Annotated in this window: 21 protein-coding genes; 7 read left to right on the forward strand and 14 right to left on the reverse strand. The window is 47.6% G+C overall.

The annotated features are described in order from the left end of the window. Positions 1-51: 51 nt before the first annotated feature. Positions 52-819, reverse strand: coding sequence for a hypothetical protein (locus NSQ66_RS28860; RefSeq protein WP_076099702.1), 768 nt, complete (start codon positions 817-819; stop codon positions 52-54). A 356-nt stretch (positions 820-1175) separates the two neighbouring features. On the opposite strand from NSQ66_RS28860, the gene NSQ66_RS28865 reads away from it, so the two are divergent. After that, positions 1176-2531, forward strand: coding sequence for a dicarboxylate/amino acid:cation symporter (locus NSQ66_RS28865; RefSeq protein ID WP_036682429.1), 1356 nt, complete (start codon positions 1176-1178; stop codon positions 2529-2531). An 87-nt stretch (positions 2532-2618) separates the two neighbouring features. Here the strand turns inward: NSQ66_RS28865 and NSQ66_RS28870 are convergent, their stop codons facing one another. The 4 genes from NSQ66_RS28870 to NSQ66_RS28885 all read right to left on the reverse strand — a co-directional run bounded on the left by NSQ66_RS28870 (position 2619) and on the right by NSQ66_RS28885 (position 6499). Further along, positions 2619-3614: a Gfo/Idh/MocA family oxidoreductase gene (locus tag NSQ66_RS28870; RefSeq protein WP_076099703.1), complete on the reverse strand. Its 996-nt coding sequence runs from the start codon at positions 3612-3614 to the stop codon at positions 2619-2621. 163 nt (positions 3615-3777) lie between these two features. After that, positions 3778-4731: a 1,4-dihydroxy-2-naphthoate polyprenyltransferase gene (menA, locus tag NSQ66_RS28875; protein WP_036682041.1), complete on the reverse strand. Its 954-nt coding sequence runs from the start codon at positions 4729-4731 to the stop codon at positions 3778-3780. Positions 4732-4769: 38 nt separating this feature from the next. Next, positions 4770-5546, reverse strand: a complete 777-nt coding sequence (locus NSQ66_RS28880) for a DUF6081 family protein (protein ID WP_249267652.1) — start codon at positions 5544-5546, stop codon at positions 4770-4772. Positions 5547-5581: 35 nt separating this feature from the next. Then, positions 5582-6499 (reverse strand): prenyltransferase, encoded by a 918-nt coding sequence (locus tag NSQ66_RS28885; protein ID WP_036682043.1) that lies wholly within the window; start codon positions 6497-6499, stop codon positions 5582-5584. A gap of 335 nt (positions 6500-6834) precedes the next feature. Between NSQ66_RS28885 and NSQ66_RS28890 the strand changes: the two genes are divergently transcribed. The 4 genes from NSQ66_RS28890 (at position 6835) to NSQ66_RS28905 (ending at position 10065) form a co-directional block, all read left to right on the forward strand. Next, complete coding sequence (locus NSQ66_RS28890; RefSeq protein ID WP_076140687.1) at positions 6835-7458, forward strand: GPR1/FUN34/YaaH family transporter; 624 nt, start codon at positions 6835-6837, stop codon at positions 7456-7458. Between the two features lie 54 nt (positions 7459-7512). Next, positions 7513-7830, forward strand: a complete 318-nt coding sequence (locus NSQ66_RS28895) for a hypothetical protein (RefSeq protein WP_051491217.1) — start codon at positions 7513-7515, stop codon at positions 7828-7830. A gap of 121 nt (positions 7831-7951) precedes the next feature. Continuing rightward, positions 7952-8428: a DsrE/DsrF/DrsH-like family protein gene (locus NSQ66_RS28900; protein WP_036682046.1), complete on the forward strand. Its 477-nt coding sequence runs from the start codon at positions 7952-7954 to the stop codon at positions 8426-8428. 125 nt (positions 8429-8553) lie between these two features. Next, positions 8554-10065 carry an aminotransferase class V-fold PLP-dependent enzyme gene (locus NSQ66_RS28905; RefSeq protein WP_036682047.1) on the forward strand — a complete coding sequence of 504 codons (1512 nt, stop codon included), beginning with the start codon at positions 8554-8556 and terminating at the stop codon, positions 10063-10065. Positions 10066-10077: 12 nt separating this feature from the next. Here NSQ66_RS28905 and NSQ66_RS28910 read toward each other — a convergent pair whose 3' ends face one another. Together NSQ66_RS28910 and NSQ66_RS28915 are read right to left on the reverse strand one after the other, a co-directional pair. Further along, positions 10078-10989, reverse strand: coding sequence for an aldo/keto reductase (locus NSQ66_RS28910; protein ID WP_036682049.1), 912 nt, complete (start codon positions 10987-10989; stop codon positions 10078-10080). A gap of 59 nt (positions 10990-11048) precedes the next feature. After that, complete coding sequence (locus tag NSQ66_RS28915; RefSeq protein ID WP_036682051.1) at positions 11049-11666, reverse strand: TVP38/TMEM64 family protein; 618 nt, start codon at positions 11664-11666, stop codon at positions 11049-11051. Between the two features lie 436 nt (positions 11667-12102). Here NSQ66_RS28915 and NSQ66_RS28920 point away from each other — a divergent pair, with 436 nt between their 5' ends. Beyond that, on the forward strand, positions 12103-12279 hold the full coding sequence (locus NSQ66_RS28920; RefSeq protein WP_256720259.1) for a GNAT family protein: 177 nt from the start codon (positions 12103-12105) through the stop codon (positions 12277-12279). A gap of 322 nt (positions 12280-12601) precedes the next feature. Here the strand turns inward: NSQ66_RS28920 and NSQ66_RS28925 are convergent, their stop codons facing one another. The 4 genes from NSQ66_RS28925 to NSQ66_RS28940 are packed head-to-tail and all read right to left on the reverse strand — an operon-like array spanning position 12602 to position 17009. Next, positions 12602-12853, reverse strand: coding sequence for a hypothetical protein (locus NSQ66_RS28925; protein WP_051491218.1), 252 nt, complete (start codon positions 12851-12853; stop codon positions 12602-12604). Continuing rightward, on the reverse strand, positions 12853-14280 hold the full coding sequence (hydA, locus tag NSQ66_RS28930) for a dihydropyrimidinase (RefSeq protein WP_036682053.1): 1428 nt from the start codon (positions 14278-14280) through the stop codon (positions 12853-12855). The genes NSQ66_RS28925 and hydA overlap by 1 nt, the downstream gene beginning before the upstream one ends. A 2-nt stretch (positions 14281-14282) precedes the next feature. Further along, positions 14283-15572, reverse strand: coding sequence for an NAD-dependent dihydropyrimidine dehydrogenase subunit PreA (gene preA, locus NSQ66_RS28935; RefSeq protein WP_036682054.1), 1290 nt, complete (start codon positions 15570-15572; stop codon positions 14283-14285). A gap of 45 nt (positions 15573-15617) precedes the next feature. Continuing rightward, positions 15618-17009 carry an NAD(P)-dependent oxidoreductase gene (locus NSQ66_RS28940; protein WP_051491219.1) on the reverse strand — a complete coding sequence of 464 codons (1392 nt, stop codon included), beginning with the start codon at positions 17007-17009 and terminating at the stop codon, positions 15618-15620. 318 nt (positions 17010-17327) lie between these two features. Between NSQ66_RS28940 and NSQ66_RS28945 the strand changes: the two genes are divergently transcribed. Continuing rightward, entirely contained in the window at positions 17328-19016 is a 1689-nt protein-coding gene (locus tag NSQ66_RS28945) for a PucR family transcriptional regulator (protein ID WP_076140684.1), read from the forward strand. Here the strand turns inward: NSQ66_RS28945 and NSQ66_RS28950 are convergent. From NSQ66_RS28950 to NSQ66_RS28960, 3 genes are all read right to left on the reverse strand, one after another. Next, positions 18991-20349, reverse strand: a complete 1359-nt coding sequence (locus tag NSQ66_RS28950) for an aspartate aminotransferase family protein (RefSeq protein WP_076140682.1) — start codon at positions 20347-20349, stop codon at positions 18991-18993. The genes NSQ66_RS28945 and NSQ66_RS28950 overlap by 26 nt on opposite strands. Positions 20350-20380: 31 nt before the next feature. After that, positions 20381-21844 (reverse strand): CoA-acylating methylmalonate-semialdehyde dehydrogenase, encoded by a 1464-nt coding sequence (locus NSQ66_RS28955; RefSeq protein WP_036682059.1) that lies wholly within the window; start codon positions 21842-21844, stop codon positions 20381-20383. Positions 21845-21949: 105 nt separating this feature from the next. After that, entirely contained in the window at positions 21950-23050 is a 1101-nt protein-coding gene (locus NSQ66_RS28960) for an ABC transporter substrate-binding protein (RefSeq protein ID WP_051491220.1), read from the reverse strand. Positions 23051-23146: the final 96 nt, after the last annotated feature.

Below are 23146 nucleotides of genomic sequence, written 5' to 3' on the forward strand. Positions count from 1 at the left end.
GGTTTATGGGATGAATGGGCTGAAAGGAATCCTGAATGAGCCTGCTGCTCATCAAGGACAAACCTCTTCCTCAGCGGCTGGTGCCGGTGCGGGTGCCTGAACCGTTTCCGCTGGAGCAGCTGCTGGTGCGCTGACCGTGGATGCAGGTGCAGAAGACGATGTTTTCGGTTGAGAAGACTCAACTACCGGAGCCGGGGTCGCTTTAACTACCTCTGTTGTAGAGAAGGTTATAGCTTTTTTGGAAGGTGTCTCCGTTGCTTTTGCTACAGGAGCGGCGGTTTCCTTAGGCTGTTCAGATACAACAGGAGCTGCGGTCGGCTGAACGGCTTTAGCGGTTACGTTTGCTTTTGGAGCAGTCGTAGGCGCAGCAGTTGGCGCAGGCGTTGCCGCGCTGGTTTGCGGTTTAACAGATGCAGATACCGTTGTTGCAGCTGTTGCCGTCTTAGCGGTGTCCGCAGCCGGGGATGCGGTTGCTTTAGGCTGAGCTGCGCCCGCTTCTGGAGCTGCTGAAGCAACAACCTTCGCCGCAGAATCAACAGCTGCTGGGGCCGCAGTAGCTTCTGCCGTGACTGTCTCTGCTGCTGGAGCCGAAGCTTCCGGCTGGACAGCTTCTGTTACAGGAGCTGCAGTAGCTTCTGCCTGAACAACAACTGCTGCCGCAGAAGTAGCTACTGGTAAAGCTGCTGCGGTTACTGCTGTATTACTACTCTCTTGAATGGGTGCTGCCTCTGCTGTTTTTTTGTTAGCGGATACCGCGGCATACGTCAATGCGGAGAAGACGATAGCGGCGGCAACCAAAGAGATCGAAAGCTTTTTCATATGTGTACCATCCTTTTCAAATAAAATAAGAGACCCCTTCATTACATTCTTGTACCTTAAATCCGTAACTCTCCCTTCTCTAAAGTTAAAAAAAAGAGACTCAACGGGACGCAATTTACGCGTCTTTCGTTGAATCTCCGGCTGTCCAGTCGATTCCAATTGGCTTGTGATTAAGTTCCATATTATTCATGCCATAGTGCCTTGTCAATCAATTTTTATTTTTCACATGGTTTTTATCGGAATTAATTATTTTTAACATATAATTACATTGACTTTACTATAAATTCTATATAGATTGATCTCAATAGGATTAATCATATTAAAAAACTAGGTTTAAGGGGGTATTGGTAGTGAACATAGATAACAACTTATTATCCGCCATCGAAACGAACTGGTATGGATTTGTCGCTTCCATATTTGTGTTTGCAATTTTGTTTCTACTGGCACGTAAACGAATTGGATTTGGCACCCGGGTACTCATCGGACTTGGCATCGGACTTATTGCCGGTATATTCTTTCAATACTTCGATTTAGAGACCAAAGCTATTAGCACATTCGGCAGCATTTATGTCAGCTTGATCCGCATGCTCGTCATTCCTTTAGTATTCGTACTCGTATTAAACAGTATTTCTTCCTTAACCAATCTGGAGTATCTACGCAAAATCGGGATCAAAACCTTCGCCTGGTTCCTCGGAACAACTGGCATCGCTTCTATTATCGGCCTATCGGTTGCGCTGCTGTTCAATCCCGGCCAAGGTATACAACAAGATGTACCCGCAGATTTTGCAGCCCGGGAAATCCCGACCTTCTCCCAGGTTATCCTCGATCTTGTTCCATCTAACCCTGTTAATGAAGCAGCTACGGGTAAGGTTGTGCCTCTACTCATTTTCGCCATCTTCTTAGCAGTAGCTATAATCAAGATTGGCTCCAAGAAACCCGAAGCAGTCAAACCTGTACGTGATCTTATTGAATCCCTAACACTGATACTGCATCAGGTTGTGAAATTCATTATTCGCCTGACCCCTTATGGCGTATTCGCACTGATTGCCGGAATCACCGCACGTTATGGCTGGGAGACGTTGCAGGAGCTAGGCAGTGTAATTATAACCTCGTACGTAGCAATGATTATACATTTTGTACTTATCTTTGGCGGATTGGTTCTATTAGTAGCGAAGGTGAATCCAATTCGTTTCTTCCGCAAAGTGTATCCAACCATTACTGTTGCCTTCACAACCAGAAGCAGCTATGCAACACTTCCGGTCAATCTCGAAGTTATTACGAAGCGGCTTCATGTCTCCCCACGGATCGCGAGCTTTATCGCACCGTTAGGGGCATCTGTGAACTTTAATGCGTGCGGTGGGATTTGGCCAGCTATTGTGGCTGTATTTACCGCTCAAGTATTCGGTATTGATCTGAACTGGACCGACTATATTACACTGGTATTAGTAAGTATTATTTCTTCCATTGGTGTAGCTGGCGTGCCTGGACCTGCCGTAATCTCTACCACGGTAGTCTTAACTGCTCTCGGCCTGCCGCTTGAAGGAATCGCTATCGTTGCAGGTGTTGAAGCGCTCATCGATATGGGCCGTACCGCTGTAAACGCAACTGGAACAGCTGTAACAGCTCTGTTAGTAGCTAATTCCGAAGGTGAATTTGACCGCGAAGCGTTTAATAGCAATGATGACGATGATATTCTCTTGAGCACCGTTTAAAAGCTGAGACTGTAAAAACCTCCGGAAGCTGCGTATAGCAGAGCGCCCGGAGGTTTTTTTGCATAGATTCATATTGGATTCATCTTCTTATAGCATACTAATTCTTTCCCGCTTTTTAGCAGAAGCTAGACAAGTCTCGATCAATTGTATGCCCAGCACTGCATCCTCAGGTGCAAATAATTTTTTTCCTGTAAATACTGCGGCGGCAAAATCATCGACCTCCCGTGTATAGGGATTCGCCCCGGTGGCATCAACTCGTCTTACCCCTTCTCCCGTATGCACAAAAAATTCGGCATCCTCATCTCTAGCATTAAAAGGCATAGGCACTTCAATCATTCCATCGGTCCCCAGAATCTCTAACAGCTGGCGGTTATATGCCCACATCCCGCAATCAAAAATCAGGCTTAGCCCCTTCGGAAACTCTACCAGCCCTGAAGCCATCATATCTACATTGTCATGCTCCGGAGAGAACATAGCCTGTACTGTCACGGCTTCCGGCTCAGCTCCGAACAGCAGTCGTGCTGCACTTAGCGGATAACAGCCGATATCATAAAGCGAGCCGCCGCCCCAAGCGGATTTAAAGCGAATATTAGAGGTATCTGTAGCGTCATTATAAGTAAAAGTGCCTCGAATGGAGCGTAATTCGCCAATTTCACCGCTAGAGATAATCTCTTGCAATTCCGCAATCCGAGGATGATGCCGATACATGTAAGCTTCTGCCAAATGGACTCCAGCATCATTACAAGCTTTTACCATCTCAGCCGCTTCTTCACTGTTCAGCGCGATCGGTTTCTCACATAAGATATGTTTGCCAGCTTCCGCCGCACGGATTACCCATTCCCGATGGAGGTGATTTGGCAGTGGAATATACACTGCATCAATATCCTTATCCGCCAGTAATTCCTCATAGCTGCCGTAAGCTTTATCTATTCCGAACTCTGCGGCTACAGCGCTGCTTTTTTCTAAACCGCGACTGGCTACCGCTGTAATCATTCCCGTCTGCGAATCCATTATAGCCGGCATCACTGAACCTGTCGCAATCTGCGCGCAGCCCATGATTCCCCAGCGAAGTTTTTGCACCATCGTTGCTAACCTTCTTCCTTATAGATTACTTACTATACTTAAAGCCACCTTATCATAGAATGAAACGTTTCTCTAACAGAAAGAAGCCTGCAAATTGCAAAAAAACAGTGCCAAAAGGAGCTCCAACCCCGATAGACACTGCCTTTTTATAAAATATGAATGTTTATATTAGTGCATTTAACAGCACAGCCGCACCCAGCACAACTATACGCGCAAGGTTCATCAATACGAAGTTTTTGACGGCAAGAATAAAGGTACTCGCCTTCTCCTGTTTCTCTGTGAACAAGGCAATATTTCGGCGCAGCGGGATCAGCGTAAGTAGAATCAACAGAACCAGAATAGGGTTAATCCCTAAGATCAGCAGCACTACAAGATCCAGATAAGAGACATAGTAGAGATATTTAAAAAGCACAAGCGCATTGCGGCGGCCAATGTACACCGGAAGCGTATACCTTCGATTCTCCACATCCTCATCAATATCACAAATATTATTAGCGAGCATAATCCCTGCGATCCCCAGAATAGCGGGTACGGAAAACCAGAAAAGGTACAGCACTTCCACGATGTTGATATTCAAGCTGACCCAGCCGTTCTGAAGCAGCAGTGAAACCACATGCTCATCCGTATGGATATAGGCAGAGATAAAAATAATAACAAAGCCCATAAACAAACCGGAGAACAGCTCACCTAACGGCATCCGCGAGATGGGAATCGGCCCGAACGAATAAAGTATACCGATCAAGAACGACAGTCCACCCAGCAAAAAGACCAGCAAACCCGTCTGAGTGACAAGCGCAATCCCGCCTCCTGCTGCCAGCGCCAGCAAAATCACAATCGTCGCTACGACGGTGCGCTCTTTTAGCTTAAAATGAACAATCGCATTATGTGTCTCGTAGCCGTAGCCGTGGGTTTTAGAAGCTTTTTTGAAATCGTAATAGTTGTTAATCGCCGTCGTCGCCATATCGAAGCTAAGCAAAGACACGAACATCAATCCAAAACGCAGTACGTAAAAATCCTCAAACCGGTACAGGGCGTACAACGTTCCCATTAGAAACGGAATAATACTGGCTACCTTCGTCGGCAGCTCCACAAATCTTAGAAAGCTTTTAATATTCACACCATACACCCTTATCTGTCAAATGAGCCTGCAAGGCATTACTGTTCAGTTGTTGTAACCGTCACTGGGGACCATTCTGCAATAACTGTTTGTCCATGTACAGACACACTGCCTTCAGGACTCAGATCCTTCTCTGTCATAATTCCGAGCGCTACAGTGAAGTTATTGAATTTAAGCGGAATATTTTTCTCGCGGCGTACTTCCTTGCCGTTCAAATAGAATACAGCCTCATCATTGCCACGGTGATAGGTAATACGGTACGTATTGAATTCCCGTGGTTTGAAATCCGTATCTTCTTTAAAGATGCAGAAGTATTTCGTTCCAGTGCTTTCTGGTACTTGTACACCCGGGAACGGCAAAATACCATATACACTAGCATATTTGTCATTTCCCGCGAAGAAATCGAGCGCAGCGCCTGTCGTGAAATCCAGCAGGTTCAGCGATACATATCCATCATACAGATCTCCAGGTGCAGTTCCTTGTGTACGGCAACGAATTTGCAGCTCAATGCTAATCTCTCCTGCTTCCGGAATCTCCACTGGCTTGGCTGAATAATACATGTGCTTGGCATTGTCCAGAATTTGCACTTGATGATTCTCGCGAGATAACTTCGCACGTACATACAGGGTGTCATTACGAACGATAACTACAGCCTCCGGCTCACGGTAAGCCCAAAATGATCCGTCAGGCAGTGTAAATCCACCCGTCTTCCAGACCTTTCCTTCTTCTAAAATGGAGTGGAAATCCCCAAGAACCATGCGATTGCCTTTAACTTGTTGTTCTTCTGCCATCAATACCTTGTCCTTCTTTTCCATGAAAGCTCACTCCTTCTGTAGTCCATCTATTAGTATCAGATCAAGCCTTGAATTAATAAAGTTATTGCCATTACTACTCCGCAGCGTACGGAGGCTTTTTGTGAAGCACCCATCAGCGGGATATAAGCCGGCGAAGCATTATGTTGCTTGAGACTACTGTAAATGCGCAGCGGCCAGAAAGCTGTAACCAGCGCCAGCAGTGCGTAAACAGGAAGTACACCCAACAGCACACAGACTATCACCGAAGCATAGCCAGTGAAAAGAAGTACACGTGAGAATACAAGTGCCTTTTGTTCTCCCCATACTACAACAAGCGTAAGCTTACCCGCCTGCTCATCCGCTTTCCAATGTAGGAAATGGTGATTAAACAACAATAATGTAGTTAAAAATCCGACAGGCAGCGAGAGAATTACAGGCTTCATGCTAAACTGACCGGTTTGTACGAAATAGGAGCCTAATACAGGCATAATCCCAAAAGCAATAAAAATGGCCATCTCACTATAACCTTTGCCGCGATAGCCATAACGCAGTGGCGGAGCCACATAGAAATAAGCGATTAAAGCACCAACAAGTACAAACCAGAGGATATTCCAACCGCTATATATACTAAGAATCCCACCACAGATAAGGGCAATCGCCAGCATACTCCAGGTCATCCTTGCATAAAAAGACTCCGAGAGGATCCCACCTGTCAGTAGCCCGGAGTTTGTGCTGATTTCACCAGCGGAATTCTTTGCTTCTGTATCGGTTCCGTTGCGGAAGTCCCACAGATCATTCACCATATTGGAGAACAAATGCGCCGAAATCGCCCCTATTAATGTAAGAATAAATAAAACCGGATGGAATGTCCCTTCCCATACATATGCCCCAACGGTCCCCAAAACAATCGGGATGAGCATAACAGAAAAACTCCAAAACCGGGTCGCCTTGGTAAATAATGTCCATTTGTTCACTTCAAGCTTACCGCCTTTTTCATATGATTTGATAATAATTATCACTGACTATTATACATCAATTTTCGATAGATTGTGAAGATTATCACTGCATATAATGTCTATTCTTGACATAATATTTCCGTTTGTTTGGTCAAGTAACTTGATAATGGAAGATAAAAATGTAAACAATTCCTTATTTCACGCAGGACCCCTATTTTACGACAAAAAATGAGTGTTGTTTTATAGGCAAGCACATACCGATATGATATGATAGGCAAGCCTATGAACAGCGCCCCTTACGGGCTGTTTTTAAGAGCGTAAAACTATATATAATAATGGAGGCTTTTACTGTCATGTCAGCGCAATCCCCTAACACCCAATCTGTCAAAATCGTCACTGCCGACCCTAGCGCCATCGGGCTATTCGGACTGGCTATTGTCACATTGGTCGCTTCTTCACAGAAGCTTGAATTTACAACAGGACTTAGCTATGTTATTCCTTGGGCTATCTTCCTGGGAGCATTCGCGCAGCTATTCGCCGCCATTCAGGATGCTAAGCACAACAATACCTTTGGTATGACCGCCTTTGGCGCCTACGCTTTCTTTTGGTTCGGCATGGCTAGCAGCTGGCTGATCAAGCTTGGCGTATTTGGTCCAACGCTTGCGGAGACTGTAGATCCTAAGCAGCTCGGATTTGTATTTTTGGGTTACTTGATCTTCACACTCTTTATGACGATTGGTGCCGTTGAGGCAAATAGAGTTCTGCTTATCATTTTTGTATTGATAGATTTTCTTTTTATCGGACTAACCTTTGATTCCTTTGGGATCGCTCCAGAATTCTTCCATAAGCTTGCTGCTTGTGCTGAGCTTGGTATTGGTATTGTGTCCCTTTACGGATGTGGAGCATCCGTGCTAAACGCTCATTTCGGCCGCAGCTTCTTACCGATTGGAGCTCCGCTGGGCATCTTCAAAAAATAGAAATTGTTCTGATCTGAAACTAATACTTTTGCAAGCCGAAAGGATGCTGAGACTATGCATGTCCTGTCCTCTTCTGAATTAGCGGTAACTGCTATTTTCGCCCTTATTCTCGCAGTTATTGCCTATCTGATCATTCGGAATATCCCGAAGATGGTTGGCGATATTGCGGCTTTTCGCAAAAGAACACTGGTTTGGACCCAAGTTTCACTGGTACTAACGGTGCTTCAATTAAATTTCAAGGCAGGCGATTGGCGCTTTTCTATCGTCCTTGGACTCATCGTGTTATTTACCGGAGCTATTTGGCTGTCCGCCCGTTATTACGACATCAGTCGCAATGCAGATCCAGAATCTAAAGATCCTGAAGTACATTAGTAAATCTCAAGCTCCCGAAAGGGGGCTTTTTTTTATAATTTCAGAAAGCTTCTTCGCATAGTTCTCCCCACCACAACCATACTAATGACATTCTAATAAAAGTAACGGGAGGATTATCAGGGTGAGCAAAAAAATCAATCTGCTAATGTTCAGTGGGGAATACGACAAAGCGATGGCTGGACTGATCCTAGCGAATGCCGCAAGAGATATCGATGTCGAGGTTACTATGTTTTTTTCATTCTGGGGTCTATTTTTGGTGCGTGATCCGGAGAAAATGACCCTTGAGGACAAGAGTATCTACGAGAAGCTGATGGATGTTATTACACCGAAGGGCCCTGGGCAGCTGCCGCTCTCTCATCTGAACTTTAGCGGGCTGGGACGAATGATGCTGGAGGAAATGATGGAGGAACAAGGCGCACCGAAGCTGATTCATTTTCTAAAAGGGGCTCGTAAAAAAAACATCAAATTCTATGCCTGCAAGCTTTCTGTGGAGATCATGGGCTTTAAGCCCGAGGAACTGCTGCCAGAGGTCGAAATCATCGATGCTGCGGCATATTTAAAAGATGCTTTAGAAAGTGATGTACAGTTATTTATTTAAAGTCTGACTAGGCTTTAACCCAATCCCCCATGCAGGCATATACTGTTGCCATAGAAACTACTGGCACGCCGAAAATACACCCCATTAACTTAGCACTGACGGCGTACGGGCTGGAGGGAATATCCGTGCTAAACATCATCCACGCCTCTTCTGCAGAGACGCCCGCTTCATTACAAGACCATTTTGATACTTTTCGTGGTCACACCATCGGCATTCGGCATCAGATCACCACCCCATATGGCAGACAACCGCTTCTGTATGCCGATTGGACCGCAAGCGGGCGCCTATATGAACCGATCGAACGCAAGTTGCAGGAAGCCTTCGGTCCCTACGTCAGCAATCCACATACAGATTCCAACACCACCGGACTAATCATGACGCAGGCTTATAATGAAGCTCGCCAAATCATTAAGAACCATGTAAATGCCGGCCCTCAGGATGTACTGCTCTTCTGCGGCAATGGAACAACAGGAGCCGTGAACAAGCTGCAGCGTATCATGGGATTAAGGCTCCCGGAATGGCTACAGGAACATAATAACCGCGCGCTGGAAGATCGCCCCGTTATCTTCACCAGCCATATGGAGCATCATTCCAATATTCTTCCTTGGCAGGAGGGGCTTGGTGACGTCGTTACCATTCCCGCCGGAAAGGACGGAAATATTGACCCCCAGCAGCTTGAAGACCAGCTGCGATTATACCCCAATCGCCGTTTCAAGATTGGTTCATTTACAGCTTGTTCTAATGTGACTGGAATTCAGACGCCTTACGCAAAGCTAGCGGCTGCTATGCATCGTCATGGGGGCGTGTGTTTTGTGGATTTTGCCGCCAGTGCTCCCTACGTGCCTATCAATATGCACCCACCTTCCCCATTGGAGAAGCTTGATGCGATCTTTTTTTCTCCGCATAAATTTCTGGGTGGGCCGGGCACAAACGGCGTTCTAATCTTTGATGAAGCGCTGAACAATGGACGTATTCCTGACGAACCGGGTGGAGGTACAGTAGCCTGGGTCAACCCTTGGGGAGGACGCCGCTACACTAATGCGATTGAGATGCGGGAAGACGGGGGAACACCGGGGTTTTTACAGGCTTTTCGCACGGCACTTTGCGTGAAGCTGAAGGAGCAGATGAATGGAAACGGTCAATATATGGTGATGAGAGAGCACGAGCTGTGTCAGCAATTATTGGCAGGACTCAGCGACATACCGGAGTGCTCACTGCTGGCCGGAGATCATACAGAACGTCATGGAATCGTCTCTTTTACACTGCGCGATATTCATTACAACCTTGCTGTCCAGCTGTTGAATGACCGTTTCGGCATACAAGCTCGAGGCGGCTGCTCTTGTGCAGGTCCATATGGACATTACCTGCTCGGATTAGGGTGGACGCAATCCGCTCAGATTGCCGGAGCAATCATGAGCGGCGACCAATCCTTCAGACCAGGGTGGATTCGCATCTCTCTACATCCCATTATGACTAATCAGGAAGTAGAGAGAATTGTATCCGCTGTAAGGAGTATTGCGACCCATGTCCAGCAATGGAAGCAGGACTATCTTTACGATACTTCCACGAACAGCTGGAATCATATCTACGTGAAGCATTCACCCGAGATGAAGCTCCAAGAACTCTTCACCGTGTAACATTCTAACTTATCACACGTTGCCCTTCACCATGTCCAAATCGGCAGCACTGGCATTGGAGATGACTTGTTCTACATTTTTGCAGCCCGGAATTACACTGGTTACTGCGGAATGCTGGAGGCACCAAGCCAAAGCCCACTGCGCCATATCCAGACCTGATGGCACTTCATTGGCAGCAATTTCTGCTACTGCGCGCAGCTGCTTTTGTCTTACATCCTCTTTATGGTTCGCTCGCACATCACCCTGAGCAAAAATCGCATCTGGCTTATACTTGCCGCTCAAATAACCACTGGCTAACGGAACGCGAGCTAACACACCTAATTGATGCTCGATGCACAGCGGAAGAATCTCTTCTTCAGGTTGACGATCCAGCCGATTATATACTACTTGTATGGCCTCTGCCTGCACATCCGCTGCCGCAGAGGTCTGATGCACCCCCGAGCCCGATGCACTGATCGACACGCCTAAATGACGGATTTTACCGGCTTGCTTCTGTCTGTCGAGCATACTCCACAGCTTATCATTATCGAACTGCTCATCCGTTCCGGAATGGAATTGATAGAGGTCGACATACTCTGTTTGGAGTGCGCGTAGGGAGTCGTCCAGCTGCTTAAGCACATCCTCAGCACGCCATAGCTGTTCCCGCTGCAAATGCCCTTGAAAATGATGGCCAAATTTCGTAGCTACAACCCAGTCCTCGCGTTTGCGGCGCGCCAGATAATCCCCGATGAACTTCTCCGACAAGTGATCTCCGTAACATTCTGCCGTATCAATCAGGTTAATCCCCAGCTCCCCAGCCTTATCCAACATGGCATCGACTTCAGCCTGAGTGAAATCCTTGCCCCACTCTCCGCCAAACTGCCAAGTCCCTAGGCCAATCACCGAGACATTCATTCCTGTACTGCCAAGCTTACGATATTTCATCATCATTTCCTCCTTTATTCTATTTAGATTTAGGAATTCAAGTTAATTCTGATACTATACTAAGCTATCTTGTTCCCATCCTGTGCTGTTCTAGCAAAACGCGCTTCGATGGCTTTGACTCCCCATAACGACAGCCCGATAAACAACAGAACATAGATAATCTCCCACGGTTGGCGAATGAAACGTTCCAGATCGTTGCCAATGTATGAAACTGCGAATACCATAATCGCTTTGCCCACCGTGAGCGCAAGAAGATACGAACGGAACCTCATCCCGGCAAGCCCCGCTGCCATATTAATCACAACAAAAGGCCCTACCGGAAATATACTAAGCAGAAAAACATAGCTAAATCCGCTTTGCCGTACCCATGTCATGCTTTTGGCTACTTTGGGCCGCGCTGCCCATTTTCGTAAATAACGATGGGAGGCTACTTTGCGGATAATCCAAAAGGTAGTCACACAACCTGCAACCAGACCGATCCAAGAATACAAAAAACCTAACCATAAACCATATACGGCCCCATTTAGCCCTACGATCGCAATAGTTGGTAGTGGTGGTATAAATGATTTCATAAACGTTAACGCAATGCCCGGAAAGGGCCCAAACGAACGATATTGTTCCAGCAGATGCCGCAGATTATCCTCTGTCAGCCAAGACATAATATCAAGAAAATACATAACCAGCTGATCTCCTCATCCGATTGGAATTCTTAACACTTGGTCTCAATTATACACGAAGTTGCGTTCATTCCTACAGTGCATAAGGTTATGATCATTCATTCAGAAACGTTGGATCTATAAACTACCACCGAGCAGGACTTAGCGTTCGTTCTAGCCATTGAACAAAGTGAGCTTAATCGTGCCTATATCGGACAATGGAGTAAAGCGGAGCACTCTACGGCTATCCATGATCCAGATATCCTGCACCTTACAAATTGGGAGAGCTCCGGGAAAAGAGTCGGCTATATCATCGTAACAGGACTTCAAGATACTCATCTTATCGTTCGTATCAAAAAAGAATCGTGATCCATTCCAAGGGCTTTGGTTATAGCAAACTGTCGCTTCATCTCGTGAGCGACTGGATCTTCCAGCACACGAGACGCATCGGCTATGGTTGGATGTTAGAGATCACAACCACAGGGCTCGCCATGTCTATGAAAGCTGCGGCTTTACACTGGAAGGCACTCTACGTGACTGTATAAAGGTTGAGGGACATTTTGAATCTCTGCATATCATGTCCATATTACGGCATGAGTATATAGAGCGTGAGCAGCAGCAGAAGAAGAAATAGATTAGGGAAATCCTCCCTGATTTTTGGTCTTTCAGGTGCCTATAACTGCAAATCAGGGAAAACTTCCCTAATATTCAACGAATTTGCGCAAAATCGGCGTATTTCAGTGATTTTTAGGGATATTTTCCCTAAAACGTCTATTTTGGGACCCTAATCAGCTACTTTTTAGGGAGGATTTCCCCAAAAAGTATATTCCGAGACGATAATCGGCTATTTTCAGGTAGGTTATCTCCTCGCACCCTTTCATGGGCACAATAAAAAGCCGAGCGGCAAGCTCCCTATCCTACGTGGGCTCACTACTCAGCTTTCAATTCCATTCCCTTCAAACCTCTCCACTGTAACAACCCGCCTGCTCACCTTCCGCCCTCAACCCCGCAACCACAAGGGTTGTCACGTACTTACGGGCATCCGCTGTGAGCAGTAACAGCTCTACCGAGCTTTTAGCCGGCTCCCCTCTGACAAACTTTATTCGGGCACCGTCCAAATCCTCTTGGATGCCGGCAATCGTATACCCTTTAAAAAGCAGCCCATCAATCTCCTGCTGTTCTTTGGCATATTCCGCAAAAGCAGACATTAGACTACACCTCCGCTGATTTCTGCCTTAGAAGGAAGAGGAGCCTCCGCTGCAAAACGTTTGCGTTTCAAATATTTTCCCGAACCTGCTTTGCCGACAAATTGTTTGTCACGAATAACAAATTCACCTCGACTGAGAACAGAAACAGGCTCTCCCTTCACTTCAAAGCCCTCAAACGCATTATAATCTACGTTCATATGGTGCGTGTCCGCAGAAAGGGTTCTTTCTACAGAAGGATCAAAAATGACCAGATCAGCGTCACTACCTACTGCGACCGTGCCTTTTTGCGGATACAAGCCAAACAGCTTGGCGCTAGAGGTAGCAATAATGTCTACGAATTTGTTCAATGAGATCCGGCCTTTCTGCACACCTTCCGAATATAGAATCGTAAACCGGTCCTCGATGGTCGGCCCACCGTTCGGGATTTTGGAGAAATCGCCAAGCCCCAGATCCTTTTGTCCTTTGAAATCAAACGAGCACTGGTCAGAGCCAATCGTCTGCAAGCTGCCGCTCCATAGCGCATCCCACAGAACATCCTGATTCCACTGCTCACGCAGGGGCGGAGACCACACGTATTTGGCACCTTCGAAATTAGGCTTTTCCAGCGCCGTCTGATCCAGCACTAAATACTGTGGACAAGTCTCACCGTATACGCGCAGTCCCTTTTTACGCGCTTCAGCAATCTTCCAAGCGGCTTCCGCACAGGTCACGTGTACAACATACAGCTGAGAATCTGTCAGTTCGGTTAGATAAGCTGCGCGTCCCGTAGCTTCACCCTCCAGCTCCGGCGGGCGGGTCAGCGCATGAAAGATCGGATCAGTGTTGCCTGCGGCCAAGGCCTGCTCAACAAGATATTCAATGACATCTCCATTCTCCGCATGCACCATAACGAGCGCACCTTCTTTTTTCGCGGCTTGAAGGGTCTTAAAAAGTGTGCCGTCATCCGCCTGAAAAGTATTCTTATAAGCCATAAATACTTTGAGCGAGGTAATGCCTTCTTTCTCAATTATCTCCGGAAGCTCACCCAGTACTTTATCGTTTAATTCTGAGACCATCAGGTGGAAGCTGTAATCAATCACCGCTTTATCCTGCGACTTATGATGCCATGTATCTACGGCTTGCTGTAGCGGTTGTCCTTTGGTGGTTAAGCAAAAATCAATGACTGTGGTCGTTCCGCCATATGCAGCCGCAATGGTTCCCGTCTCAAAATCATCAGCTGTAACCGTGCCGCCAAAAGGCATATCCAGATGCGTATGTGGATCAATGCCTCCAGGAAAAACATAACACCCCGAGGCATCTATAATTTCTGCACCAGGGACATCCAAATGAAGGCCAATCTCCGTAATAACCCCGTTTTCAATCGCCACATCGCCTGTATAAGTATCTGCTGCAGTAACGATGATGCCATTTTTAATAATCTTTTTCATCCTTACACCACCTCCACTTCCGAATAGGTGCCATTCAAACTTCCGATCACTTTCTGCCGCTGGTTCCAGGTCAGTGAGGCTGCCCCGGTATCCACTGGAACCATATCGATCGCGCCGTCTGCTGGACAGACAATTGAACAAAGATTACAACCTACACAATCTTCCTCGCGGACCTGTAGAATAGCTTTCCCATCTGTATTAGTTAACATATCAATACACTGATGTGAAGCATCTTCGCAGGCAATATGGCATTTATTACAGTTAATGCAGTTGTTCTCATTAATACGGGCAACGACCTTATAGTTGAGATCCAGATCACCCCAGTTGGAGTACCGGGATACCGATTTACCGATTAACTCTGTTACGGAAGCCAAACCTTTGTCATCCAAATAGTTGTTCAGGCCATCGATCATTTCCTCCACAATCCGGAAGCCATGATGCATGACCGCTGTACATACTTGAATGCCCGTTGCACCCATCAACATGAATTCAACAACATCCTGCCAGGTCGAAATCCCTCCAATACCGGAGATAGGAATGCCGACTCCCCGGTCACGGGCACACTCGGCCACCATACTAAGCGCAATTGGTTTCACAGCCGGCCCGCAGTAACCGCCATGCGCACCCTGACCCCCAACATTCGGAATGGTGTTCCAGCTATGAATATCTACACCAGCAAGACTGTTGATCGTGTTGATCATACTAATCGCGTCCGCTCCACCCTTAACCGCATGGCGGGCAACGACGGTGATATCCGTAATATTAGGCGTCAGCTTCACAATCACCGGGGTCGTCGCAACTTCTTTTACCCAGGTGGTCTGTGCCTGCACCAGATCAGGCTGCTGCCCCGAAGCAGCGCCCATTCCACGCTCAGCCATCCCGTGCGGACAGCCAAAGTTAAGCTCCAGACCGTCTACACCCACATCCTCTACCCGCTTAACAATCTCATGCCATTTATGCTGCGTTGGTTCTACCATCAGGGAGGCTATAATCGCATGATTCGGGAATCTTTTTTTCGTTTCATAGATTTCCTTCAGATTAACTTCAAGCGGACGGTCGGTGATCAGTTCAATATTGTTAAAGCCCGCAACCCGTTGCCCATTGAAATTTACTGCCGCAAAACGCGATGAGGTATTAATGATTGGATCGCCGAGCGTCTTCCACACCGCCCCGCCCCAACCCGCTTCAAAGGCCCGCTGCACTTGATAACCTGTATTCGTAGGCGGCGCGGAGGCCAACCAGAACGGATTCGGTGATTTGATTCCTGCGAGATTAATACTTAAATCTGCCATTGATGTTCCCTCCCTGTCATGTAAAATCCTATTTGATTTCTACGCTCAGCCCGCAGATCTAACAACGACCTCCTGCTGGCCTGAGAATTGTTTAACAATCGCATGGGCTGCATCTTTTCCCTGCTGTGCCGCTGATACAACCATGGCCTCGCCTTTACCTGAACCAAATATGATGTCCCCAGCGGCATAAATCTGCGGATCGGAGGTTTGGCAGGTGACCTCATTCACCCTCACAACCCCACGGTCATGCATAAGACCTAAGGAATCTATTAGATCTAGACGACGCTTTTGACCAATAGCTATTACAACTGCATCTACAGGAATCAAGAACTCAGAACCCTCGATCGGCATAGGTATTGGACGCCCATCTTTGCCCAGCTCCTCCGTCAGCTTCATCTGCACACATTCCAGTGCAGTTACATTCCCAAGCCCATCACCCACGATACGTTTCGGTAAGGTAAGCCAGTTGAACTCCACACCTTCCTGCTTCGCAAATTCATATTCAAAGTCATAAGCCGTCATCTCTTCGCGGGTCCGGCGGTAGACCATTTTCACATTGGTGGCTCCCAGCCGCACTGAGCAAGTCGCTGCATCAATAGCCGTATTCCCTGCACCAATGACAGCGACCCGCTGACCCATCAGCTCTAGTAGAGGAATGCCCGTCTTAGTGGATTCTACGAGCGCAATAGCATCATAAACTCCAGCCATTTTTTCACCCTCAATCCCTATTGGAGGCACATAACCCATACCCGCTGCCAAAACGATGGCATCATAATTCGACTTCAGCTCATCTACAGAAACATCTACTCCGACTTTCACACCTGTACGTATTTCCACACCCAGCTTCTCTACCTGCTCTACTTCCCAAAGAGATACAGACTGCGGGAGCCGAAACGATACAATCCCATGTGTATCCAGCCCACCCGCTAACGCCTTCGCTTCGTAGATCACAACAGCAAAACCTTCACGGGCGAGTTCCCTAGCCGCTGACAATCCCGCAGGACCACCGCCGATAACGGCTACCTTTTTCCCATTAGGAATGCCAGCCTTAAATAATTGAACTCCGCTGTTCATCGCCCAATCTGTCGCATAACGCTGCAGCAGTCCGATTTGGATCGGCGCCGAGGCATCATTTAACACACAGGCGCCTTCACACAGCTCATCTGTAGGACAAACACGAGCACAGCTGGCACCCACAGGATTGGAATCCATAATCGTCTGTGCCGAGCCTTTCAGATTGTCAGTGGCGATCCGTTTGATAAAGGAGGGAATATTAATGCTGGTCGGACATGCTTTTATACATGGGGCATCATAGCAATATAGACAGCGATTGGACTCATCCATGGCACCTTTATGGGTCAGAGGCGGCTCAGCCTCGGCGAAATTACGCATGAACATATCAGGTGTAAATGCTGTTAACGGAGAAGAATGCTCCATCACTAGTCCCTCCTTATGGGTAATTTTTCATATTTGTGTTATATAATATAACACTATTTCAAGTTTTGTCTGAATATTTTGCTTACATCTTTTAATTATTGTAGTAATATAAGCTTTAACAGAAATTATCTCTCAACTCTCTCCCTGATTAGGTTATATATACTGACATCCGTTAATCAAACTATAGTCATTTCGAATTTTCGTTGCATTAGACACTTTGTCTAATTTCAAAACTGTATTTTTTACGTGTGAGAATAGGCTGAGAATAACAGGGCATTAACCGAAGGCCGGAGCGCAGAAGATCGAGGGGGAGTAACTATGGACTGGGAGCTTGTATTAACCATTCGTGACGCTTTAAAAAGACCACTATTCACAGAAGCCGAGGTGATCGGCGGGAAAAGCGGCCTAAGCCGTGCCATTCGCTGGGTGCATGTGCTGGAAAGTGCCAACTTCGAGACTCTGATTCATGGCGAAGAAATGATTTTGACTACGGGGATTGGTGCAAGTGTCGATCTCCCTTCCTCCTTGGAGTTTATGCAGAACCTGATCGACAAAAATGCAGCTTGCCTATGTATTGAGTTAGGTACGTATTTCAGCACCATCCCGCAAGAGATGATCGAATTAGCCGATAGGCATGACTTTCCGCTAATCATCTTCACCCGCACGGTTCGTTTCGTAGATATCACGTTGGATCTTCATTCGATTATCATCAACCGGCATCACCGGATGCTCCAAGAACTTGAAAAAATCTCACGTGAATTCCACCGTCTGACCTTAACTTCACAAGGAACGCTGAAAGTGCTGCAATTATTGTGCAAAAGCACCCGCACACAAATTGTCTATATGCAGCTGCAAGGCAAACCCTTATTTTTCCCGGCCCTTTCGCCGGAAGAGCAGGCTCCATTGCTGAATTTTTTCACCGCCTTCGGCGACGAGCTGGAAGGAATTCAACCTGACGCTGCCCCCTATATCCGGGAATATGGACAGAAGACCATCGCGCTCAAGCCTGTAGGTGCGTTGGATCAGACCTGGGCTTACATTCTGATGGTATGCAATCACAAACCACAGGAATTCGACTGTCTGCTGCTGGATTCCGCCTCTTTGTCCATTGCTCAGGAGCTGCTGCGAACCCGGTATATGGAGGAGCGCAAGCTTTTTTCAGAAAATCTATGGGTCGACGAGCTGATCAACGGCCGCATCGAAGATGATAACCGCTTAAAGGGCCTGATAGGCTCTAATTTCAATGTGGTCAACGAGCTCCCTTACCGTGTATGCCTTATAGAGATCAAGAACCCCAGAGATGTAAAATGGAACAGCTCGGAGAACGAATGGGAGTCCATCACCTTCCACCTTTCGCTCATCCTGCGTTCCATCTTTGAGAAATATTCTTTACGTCCGCTGATCACCCTTAAGAACAATCGCCTCACCGTCATCGCCCTCGACATCCAATCAAAAATGCCTGGCAAAATGCGACTTCAACAAGCACTTGAGGCCCTGCAGAACATCCGCTCCGATGAGAAACTCAAGGATTTGCAGCTCGTCATTGGAGTCAGTAAATCACATAAGCGCCTAAAACGAGCCTATTCCGGTTATCAGGAAGCCCTACAGGCATTGTCGTTATACTCCTGTTACCAGAAGTCACTGCTCTTCTATGAAGAGCTGGGTGTATTCCAGTTGCTGTTGAGCTTAAATGACGGAAAAACGTTGCAGAACTTCATTCGCAGTTATCTCGGCCCGCTAATCGACCACGACCAAACCAAAGGCAGCGAGCTGCTGCTTACCCTTCGTGTTTATCTGGATCATGATGGTTCCAAACAAATTGCCGCTCGAAACTTATTCATTGTCAGACAGTCACTTTATTATCGCCTGGACAAAATAACAGAGCTACTGGGTGAAGACTTCATGCAGCCAGAGAATCGGATCTCCATTCAAGTCGCCCTGCGCGCTTACCAATTTCTATATCCAGACAAAATCACTTTACCTAGCCCCCGTTCAGCACAGATTTAAAGGTATCGATAATAAATTCTATATCTTCATCCGTGGAGGATAACGGCGGGGCGAAGGTAAGCACATTGTTGAACCCAGCTACGGTATCGCCATTTTTGCCGATGATAAGCCCCTTGGACTTACATTCGGCAATAATTCCTTTCACAATATTCAGATCAACCGGCTTCTTACTGACCTTGTCTTCAACCAGCTCAACCCCTGTCATCAAACCAAAGCTGCGGACATCACCTACAAGCTTGTGATCAAGCAGCTCGGTAAATTCTGTATTTATTCTTTTACCTAAAAGATCCGCACGTTCCACCAGCTTCTCCTGCTCGATAATCTCCAGATTACGCAGCGCCAGCGCACAGGAGGCAGGGTTGCCACCAAAAGTATTCACATGGCGAAAATGGCCATAGTCATCGCTATTGTCCTTAAATACCTCATAGATATCCTTACGAACAGCAGTCGCGGATAAAGGAAGATAAGCGCTAGTCAGTCCCTTAGCCATCGTTACGATGTCAGGCTTCACATTAAAGTTGTGATGACCAAACTTACGTCCAGAACGCCCGAATCCACAAATCACCTCATCCATAATGAGCAACACACCGTGCTTACGGCAGATTTCCTGCACCCGATCCAAATAAACCTGATGCGGTACAATGACGCCACCACCCGTAATTACAGGCTCCATAATCACCGCAGCTACCGTCTCCACGCCTTCCCAGATGATCATATCCTCTATGGACTGTGCACACTGGAGGTTGAATTCTTCCACAGTCATCCCGGCCGGGCGGCGATAGCTGTCCGGGGGAGCTACATGCAGAAACCCACCCGCCAGCGGTTCATATTTATATTTGCGCTGGGCCTGGCCTGTTGCAGATAATGCACCCAGCGAACTGCCGTGATATCCACGATAACGGGCAATGAATTTATGGCGATAATGCTGGCCGATTTGCTGCTGGTACTGGCGTGCCATTTTGAAAGCAGCCTCATTGGCTTCCGATCCACTATTGGAAAAGAAGATCACGTAGTCGTCTCCGAGCCATTCATTCAGCTTCTCCGCCAGCGCAATCGCCGGGAGATGACTTTGTGTCAGAGGAAAATAAGGCAGGGTCAGCAACTGATTGTAAGCAGCTTCCGCCAGCTCCTTGCGCCCGTATCCCACATTTACACACCATAAGCCAGACATCCCATCCAAAAATCGATTGCCCTGTATATCCGTAATCCACGACCCACTCGCCGAGGCGGCAATCATAGGCGGATTCTTTTCACTATAAGGCGTAATGTTGTGCCATAAATATTCCTGATCCTTCTTCACCGCAAGCTCGCTATCGTTCCCCAGACTCTGCATAACATTTTCTCCTCTCAGCAGCTCATTTTCTCTAATAACGGGCAGTGATCATCTTTTTACGCGTATAGAACTCCACCCCATCACGCCCATTGGCATGCAGGTCTCCATAGAACGATTTCTTATAACCCGAGAAGGGGAAAAATGCCATGGGCGCAGGCACGCCCAGATTCACACCCAACATCCCTGCATCAATTTCTTCCCGAAATTCACGAACCGCCTTTGCGCTGTCTGTATAAATACAAGCCCCATTCGCGAATGGGGACTGATTCGTTACCCCAATCGCTTCACTCAGACTTTTCACACGAATCACTGACAATACCGGTGCAAAAATCTCATCCTTCCAGATGGTCATTCCCGGCTGTACATGATCAAATATCGTCGGCCCGATAAAATAACCCGCACCACCCGTAGCAGCATCCTTCCGCCCGTCTCTCACAAGCTTGGCTGCCTCAGCTTCACCAGTCTCAATGTAATAAAGCGTCCGCTCCTTATTCGACTGGCGAATTACCGGACCCAAAAACACCCCGTCATCGGCGCCATTACCAATCTTAAGCTCATCCGCAGCCGCAGCCAGACGGTTCACTAGCTCGTCAGCGATATCCTCATGAACCACTACGACCGAGCAAGCCATACACCGCTCACCTGCCGAGCCAAAGGAGGCCGCAATGATATTTTTGACCGCATTGTCCAGCTCCGCATCAGGCAGCACAATCGAGTGATTCTTAGCGCCTGCCAATGCCTGAACCCGCTTCCCTTGCGCCGTCCCTGCCTTATATACATATTCCGCAACCGGCTGCGAACCCACGAACGAAATCGCCTTCACTTCATCATGCTCCAGCAGCCCATTCACAACCTCGTGCGCCCCATGTACCACATTCAGTACACCTGGAGGAAAGCCCGCTTCGGCAAATAACTCTGCCAATCGATTAACAAGCAGCGGTGTCCGTTCAGAAGGCTTCAGCACAAAGGTATTTCCACAAGCGATGGCAAGCGGAAACATCCAACAAGGAACCATCATTGGAAAGTTAAAAGGGGCAATTCCCCCGATAACCCCCAATGGATAGCGGTACATCCCGGATTCAATTCCGGTAGCAATGTCCGGGAGCTGGCTGCCCATCATCAACGTGGGGATGCCTGCGGCAAATTCCACACACTCAATTCCACGCTGCACCTCACCTTGCGCCTCTTCCAGACTTTTGCCATTCTCCAGCGTGATCAGCTCGGCCAGCTCATGCCAATGCTTCACCAGCAGCTGTTGATATTGGAAAAAGTAGCGGGCACGACGCGGCACAGCGACCCTTTTCCACACTTGAAATGCCACTGCAGCCGCATCTACCGCCGCACCCAGCTCTTCCCTACTGGAAATGGGCACATAGGCAATCACTTCACCCGTCGCCGGATTATATACCTCTTCATCTCGCCCGGACGACGATTCTACCCAAGCTCCATTCACATAATTCTTAACTCTTTCAGCCTGCGTTACTAGGAGAGACATAGCTCGCACCTCTTTCTCTGTTTCAGATGCACTGATGGACTGCTGATTATAATAGATGACCGCCAGATCAGGCGGCCATCCACTGTAACATTTGAGCTCAACTGGTTATTTTGCCGCCATTTCTACGATTTCGTTCGTGTAAGCCTCATCTACCTTAACCGGTTCTTTAATGACACCAAATTTAAGCGAAATATCAGCAGTTTGCTGGAACGCCGCCGCATCGGTATATCCCATCTTGGCACTGTCAAAGCCTTCAGGTAGAATCAGCTTGGCAACCTCAGTCATCATTGTCAGCTGATGTTCCTTCGTTGTACTGCCGTCTTCCGCTTGCTTCATCACACTGTCCACTGCGGCTGCAGGATCAGCAATTGCATCTTTCCAGCCTTTCAGGGAGGCACGTACGAACTTTGCCGCAGTCTCTTTGTTCTCCGCAAGCCATTCCTTATTGGCGAACAAGTTATCCTCAAGCATCGCAACGCCTTCCGTATTCATGTCGATGACATTCAGATCCTCAGCCTTAATGCCTGACTCCAACACTACTTGGTACTCGTTATAGGTCATCGCTGAGGCCGCATCGATCTGATCGCCCAAGAACTGATCCATCGTGAACCCTTGCTTCGTAAAGCTCAGATCCTTATTCGGATCGAACTTATATTTATCGAATAACGCTAATAGTTCAAACTCGTTGCCGCCCATCCAGTTGCCTACTTTTTTACCCTTAAGATCAGCGGCTGAGTTGATGCCCGCCGATTTTTTGGAAACCAGGACCAATCCGCTCTTTTGATAGATTTGCGCGATCTGCACCAGCGGCATTCCCTCTTCAAGACTCGGCAGCAAGCTGGCTACCCAACCCACACCGATATCTGCGGAGCCGCCTGCCACTTGCTGTTCCGGAACGATATCAGGCCCACCCGGCAGAATTTCTACATCCAAGCCTTCTTCCTTGTAATATCCTTTATCCTGCGCCACAAAATACCCAGCGAATTGTGCCTGCGGCACCCATTTCAGCTGTAGCTTCACTGTAACTGGATCAGCAGCCGGTTCAGTAGCAGCACTTGCGTCAGGAGCTGCTGATACTTCAGGGGCAGTCGTAGCTTCAGCTGCCGAGTTATTATTGTTGCCACCGCAACCCGCCATTAAAGAAACACTCAACATCATCACGATTGCCAACAAACCACCACGAAATTTGCGTTTTTTCCCGTTCATCAACCGAACTCCCCCTATCGTAATTTAAGTTTGTAACAAGCACAGTATGGACAAGCATCGTGGTGCGTTTATGCATACAGCCGCGGGCGGTTTCTC

The organism is Paenibacillus sp. FSL H3-0329 (assembly GCF_037963285.1).
GTDB lineage: Bacteria > Bacillota > Bacilli > Paenibacillales > Paenibacillaceae > Paenibacillus_AQ > Paenibacillus_AQ odorifer.

Excerpts from the sequence above, each read along its gene's own strand:
- NSQ66_RS28880 (WP_249267652.1), bottom strand. The coding sequence starts at position 5,546 with ATGGAAAAGAAGGACAAGGTATTGATGGCAGAAGAACAACAAGTTAAA.
- NSQ66_RS28860 (WP_076099702.1), bottom strand. The coding sequence starts at position 819 with ATGAAAAAGCTTTCGATCTCTTTGGTTGCCGCCGCTATCGTCTTCTCC.
- NSQ66_RS28950 (WP_076140682.1), bottom strand. The coding sequence starts at position 20,349 with ATGCAGAGTCTGGGGAACGATAGCGAGCTTGCGGTGAAGAAGGATCAG.
- NSQ66_RS28890 (WP_076140687.1), top strand. The coding sequence starts at position 6,835 with ATGTCAGCGCAATCCCCTAACACCCAATCTGTCAAAATCGTCACTGCC.
- NSQ66_RS28870 (WP_076099703.1), bottom strand. The coding sequence starts at position 3,614 with ATGGTGCAAAAACTTCGCTGGGGAATCATGGGCTGCGCGCAGATTGCG.
- NSQ66_RS28945 (WP_076140684.1), top strand. The coding sequence starts at position 17,328 with ATGGACTGGGAGCTTGTATTAACCATTCGTGACGCTTTAAAAAGACCA.
- NSQ66_RS28895 (WP_051491217.1), top strand. The coding sequence starts at position 7,513 with ATGCATGTCCTGTCCTCTTCTGAATTAGCGGTAACTGCTATTTTCGCC.
- NSQ66_RS28910 (WP_036682049.1), bottom strand. The coding sequence starts at position 10,989 with ATGAAATATCGTAAGCTTGGCAGTACAGGAATGAATGTCTCGGTGATT.
- NSQ66_RS28940 (WP_051491219.1), bottom strand. The coding sequence starts at position 17,009 with ATGGAGCATTCTTCTCCGTTAACAGCATTTACACCTGATATGTTCATG.
- NSQ66_RS28925 (WP_051491218.1), bottom strand. The coding sequence starts at position 12,853 with ATGTCTGCTTTTGCGGAATATGCCAAAGAACAGCAGGAGATTGATGGG.
- NSQ66_RS28955 (WP_036682059.1), bottom strand. The coding sequence starts at position 21,844 with ATGTCTCTCCTAGTAACGCAGGCTGAAAGAGTTAAGAATTATGTGAAT.
- preA (WP_036682054.1), bottom strand. The coding sequence starts at position 15,572 with ATGGCAGATTTAAGTATTAATCTCGCAGGAATCAAATCACCGAATCCG.
- NSQ66_RS28915 (WP_036682051.1), bottom strand. The coding sequence starts at position 11,666 with ATGTATTTTCTTGATATTATGTCTTGGCTGACAGAGGATAATCTGCGG.
- hydA (WP_036682053.1), bottom strand. The coding sequence starts at position 14,280 with ATGAAAAAGATTATTAAAAATGGCATCATCGTTACTGCAGCAGATACT.
- NSQ66_RS28960 (WP_051491220.1), bottom strand. The coding sequence starts at position 23,050 with ATGAACGGGAAAAAACGCAAATTTCGTGGTGGTTTGTTGGCAATCGTG.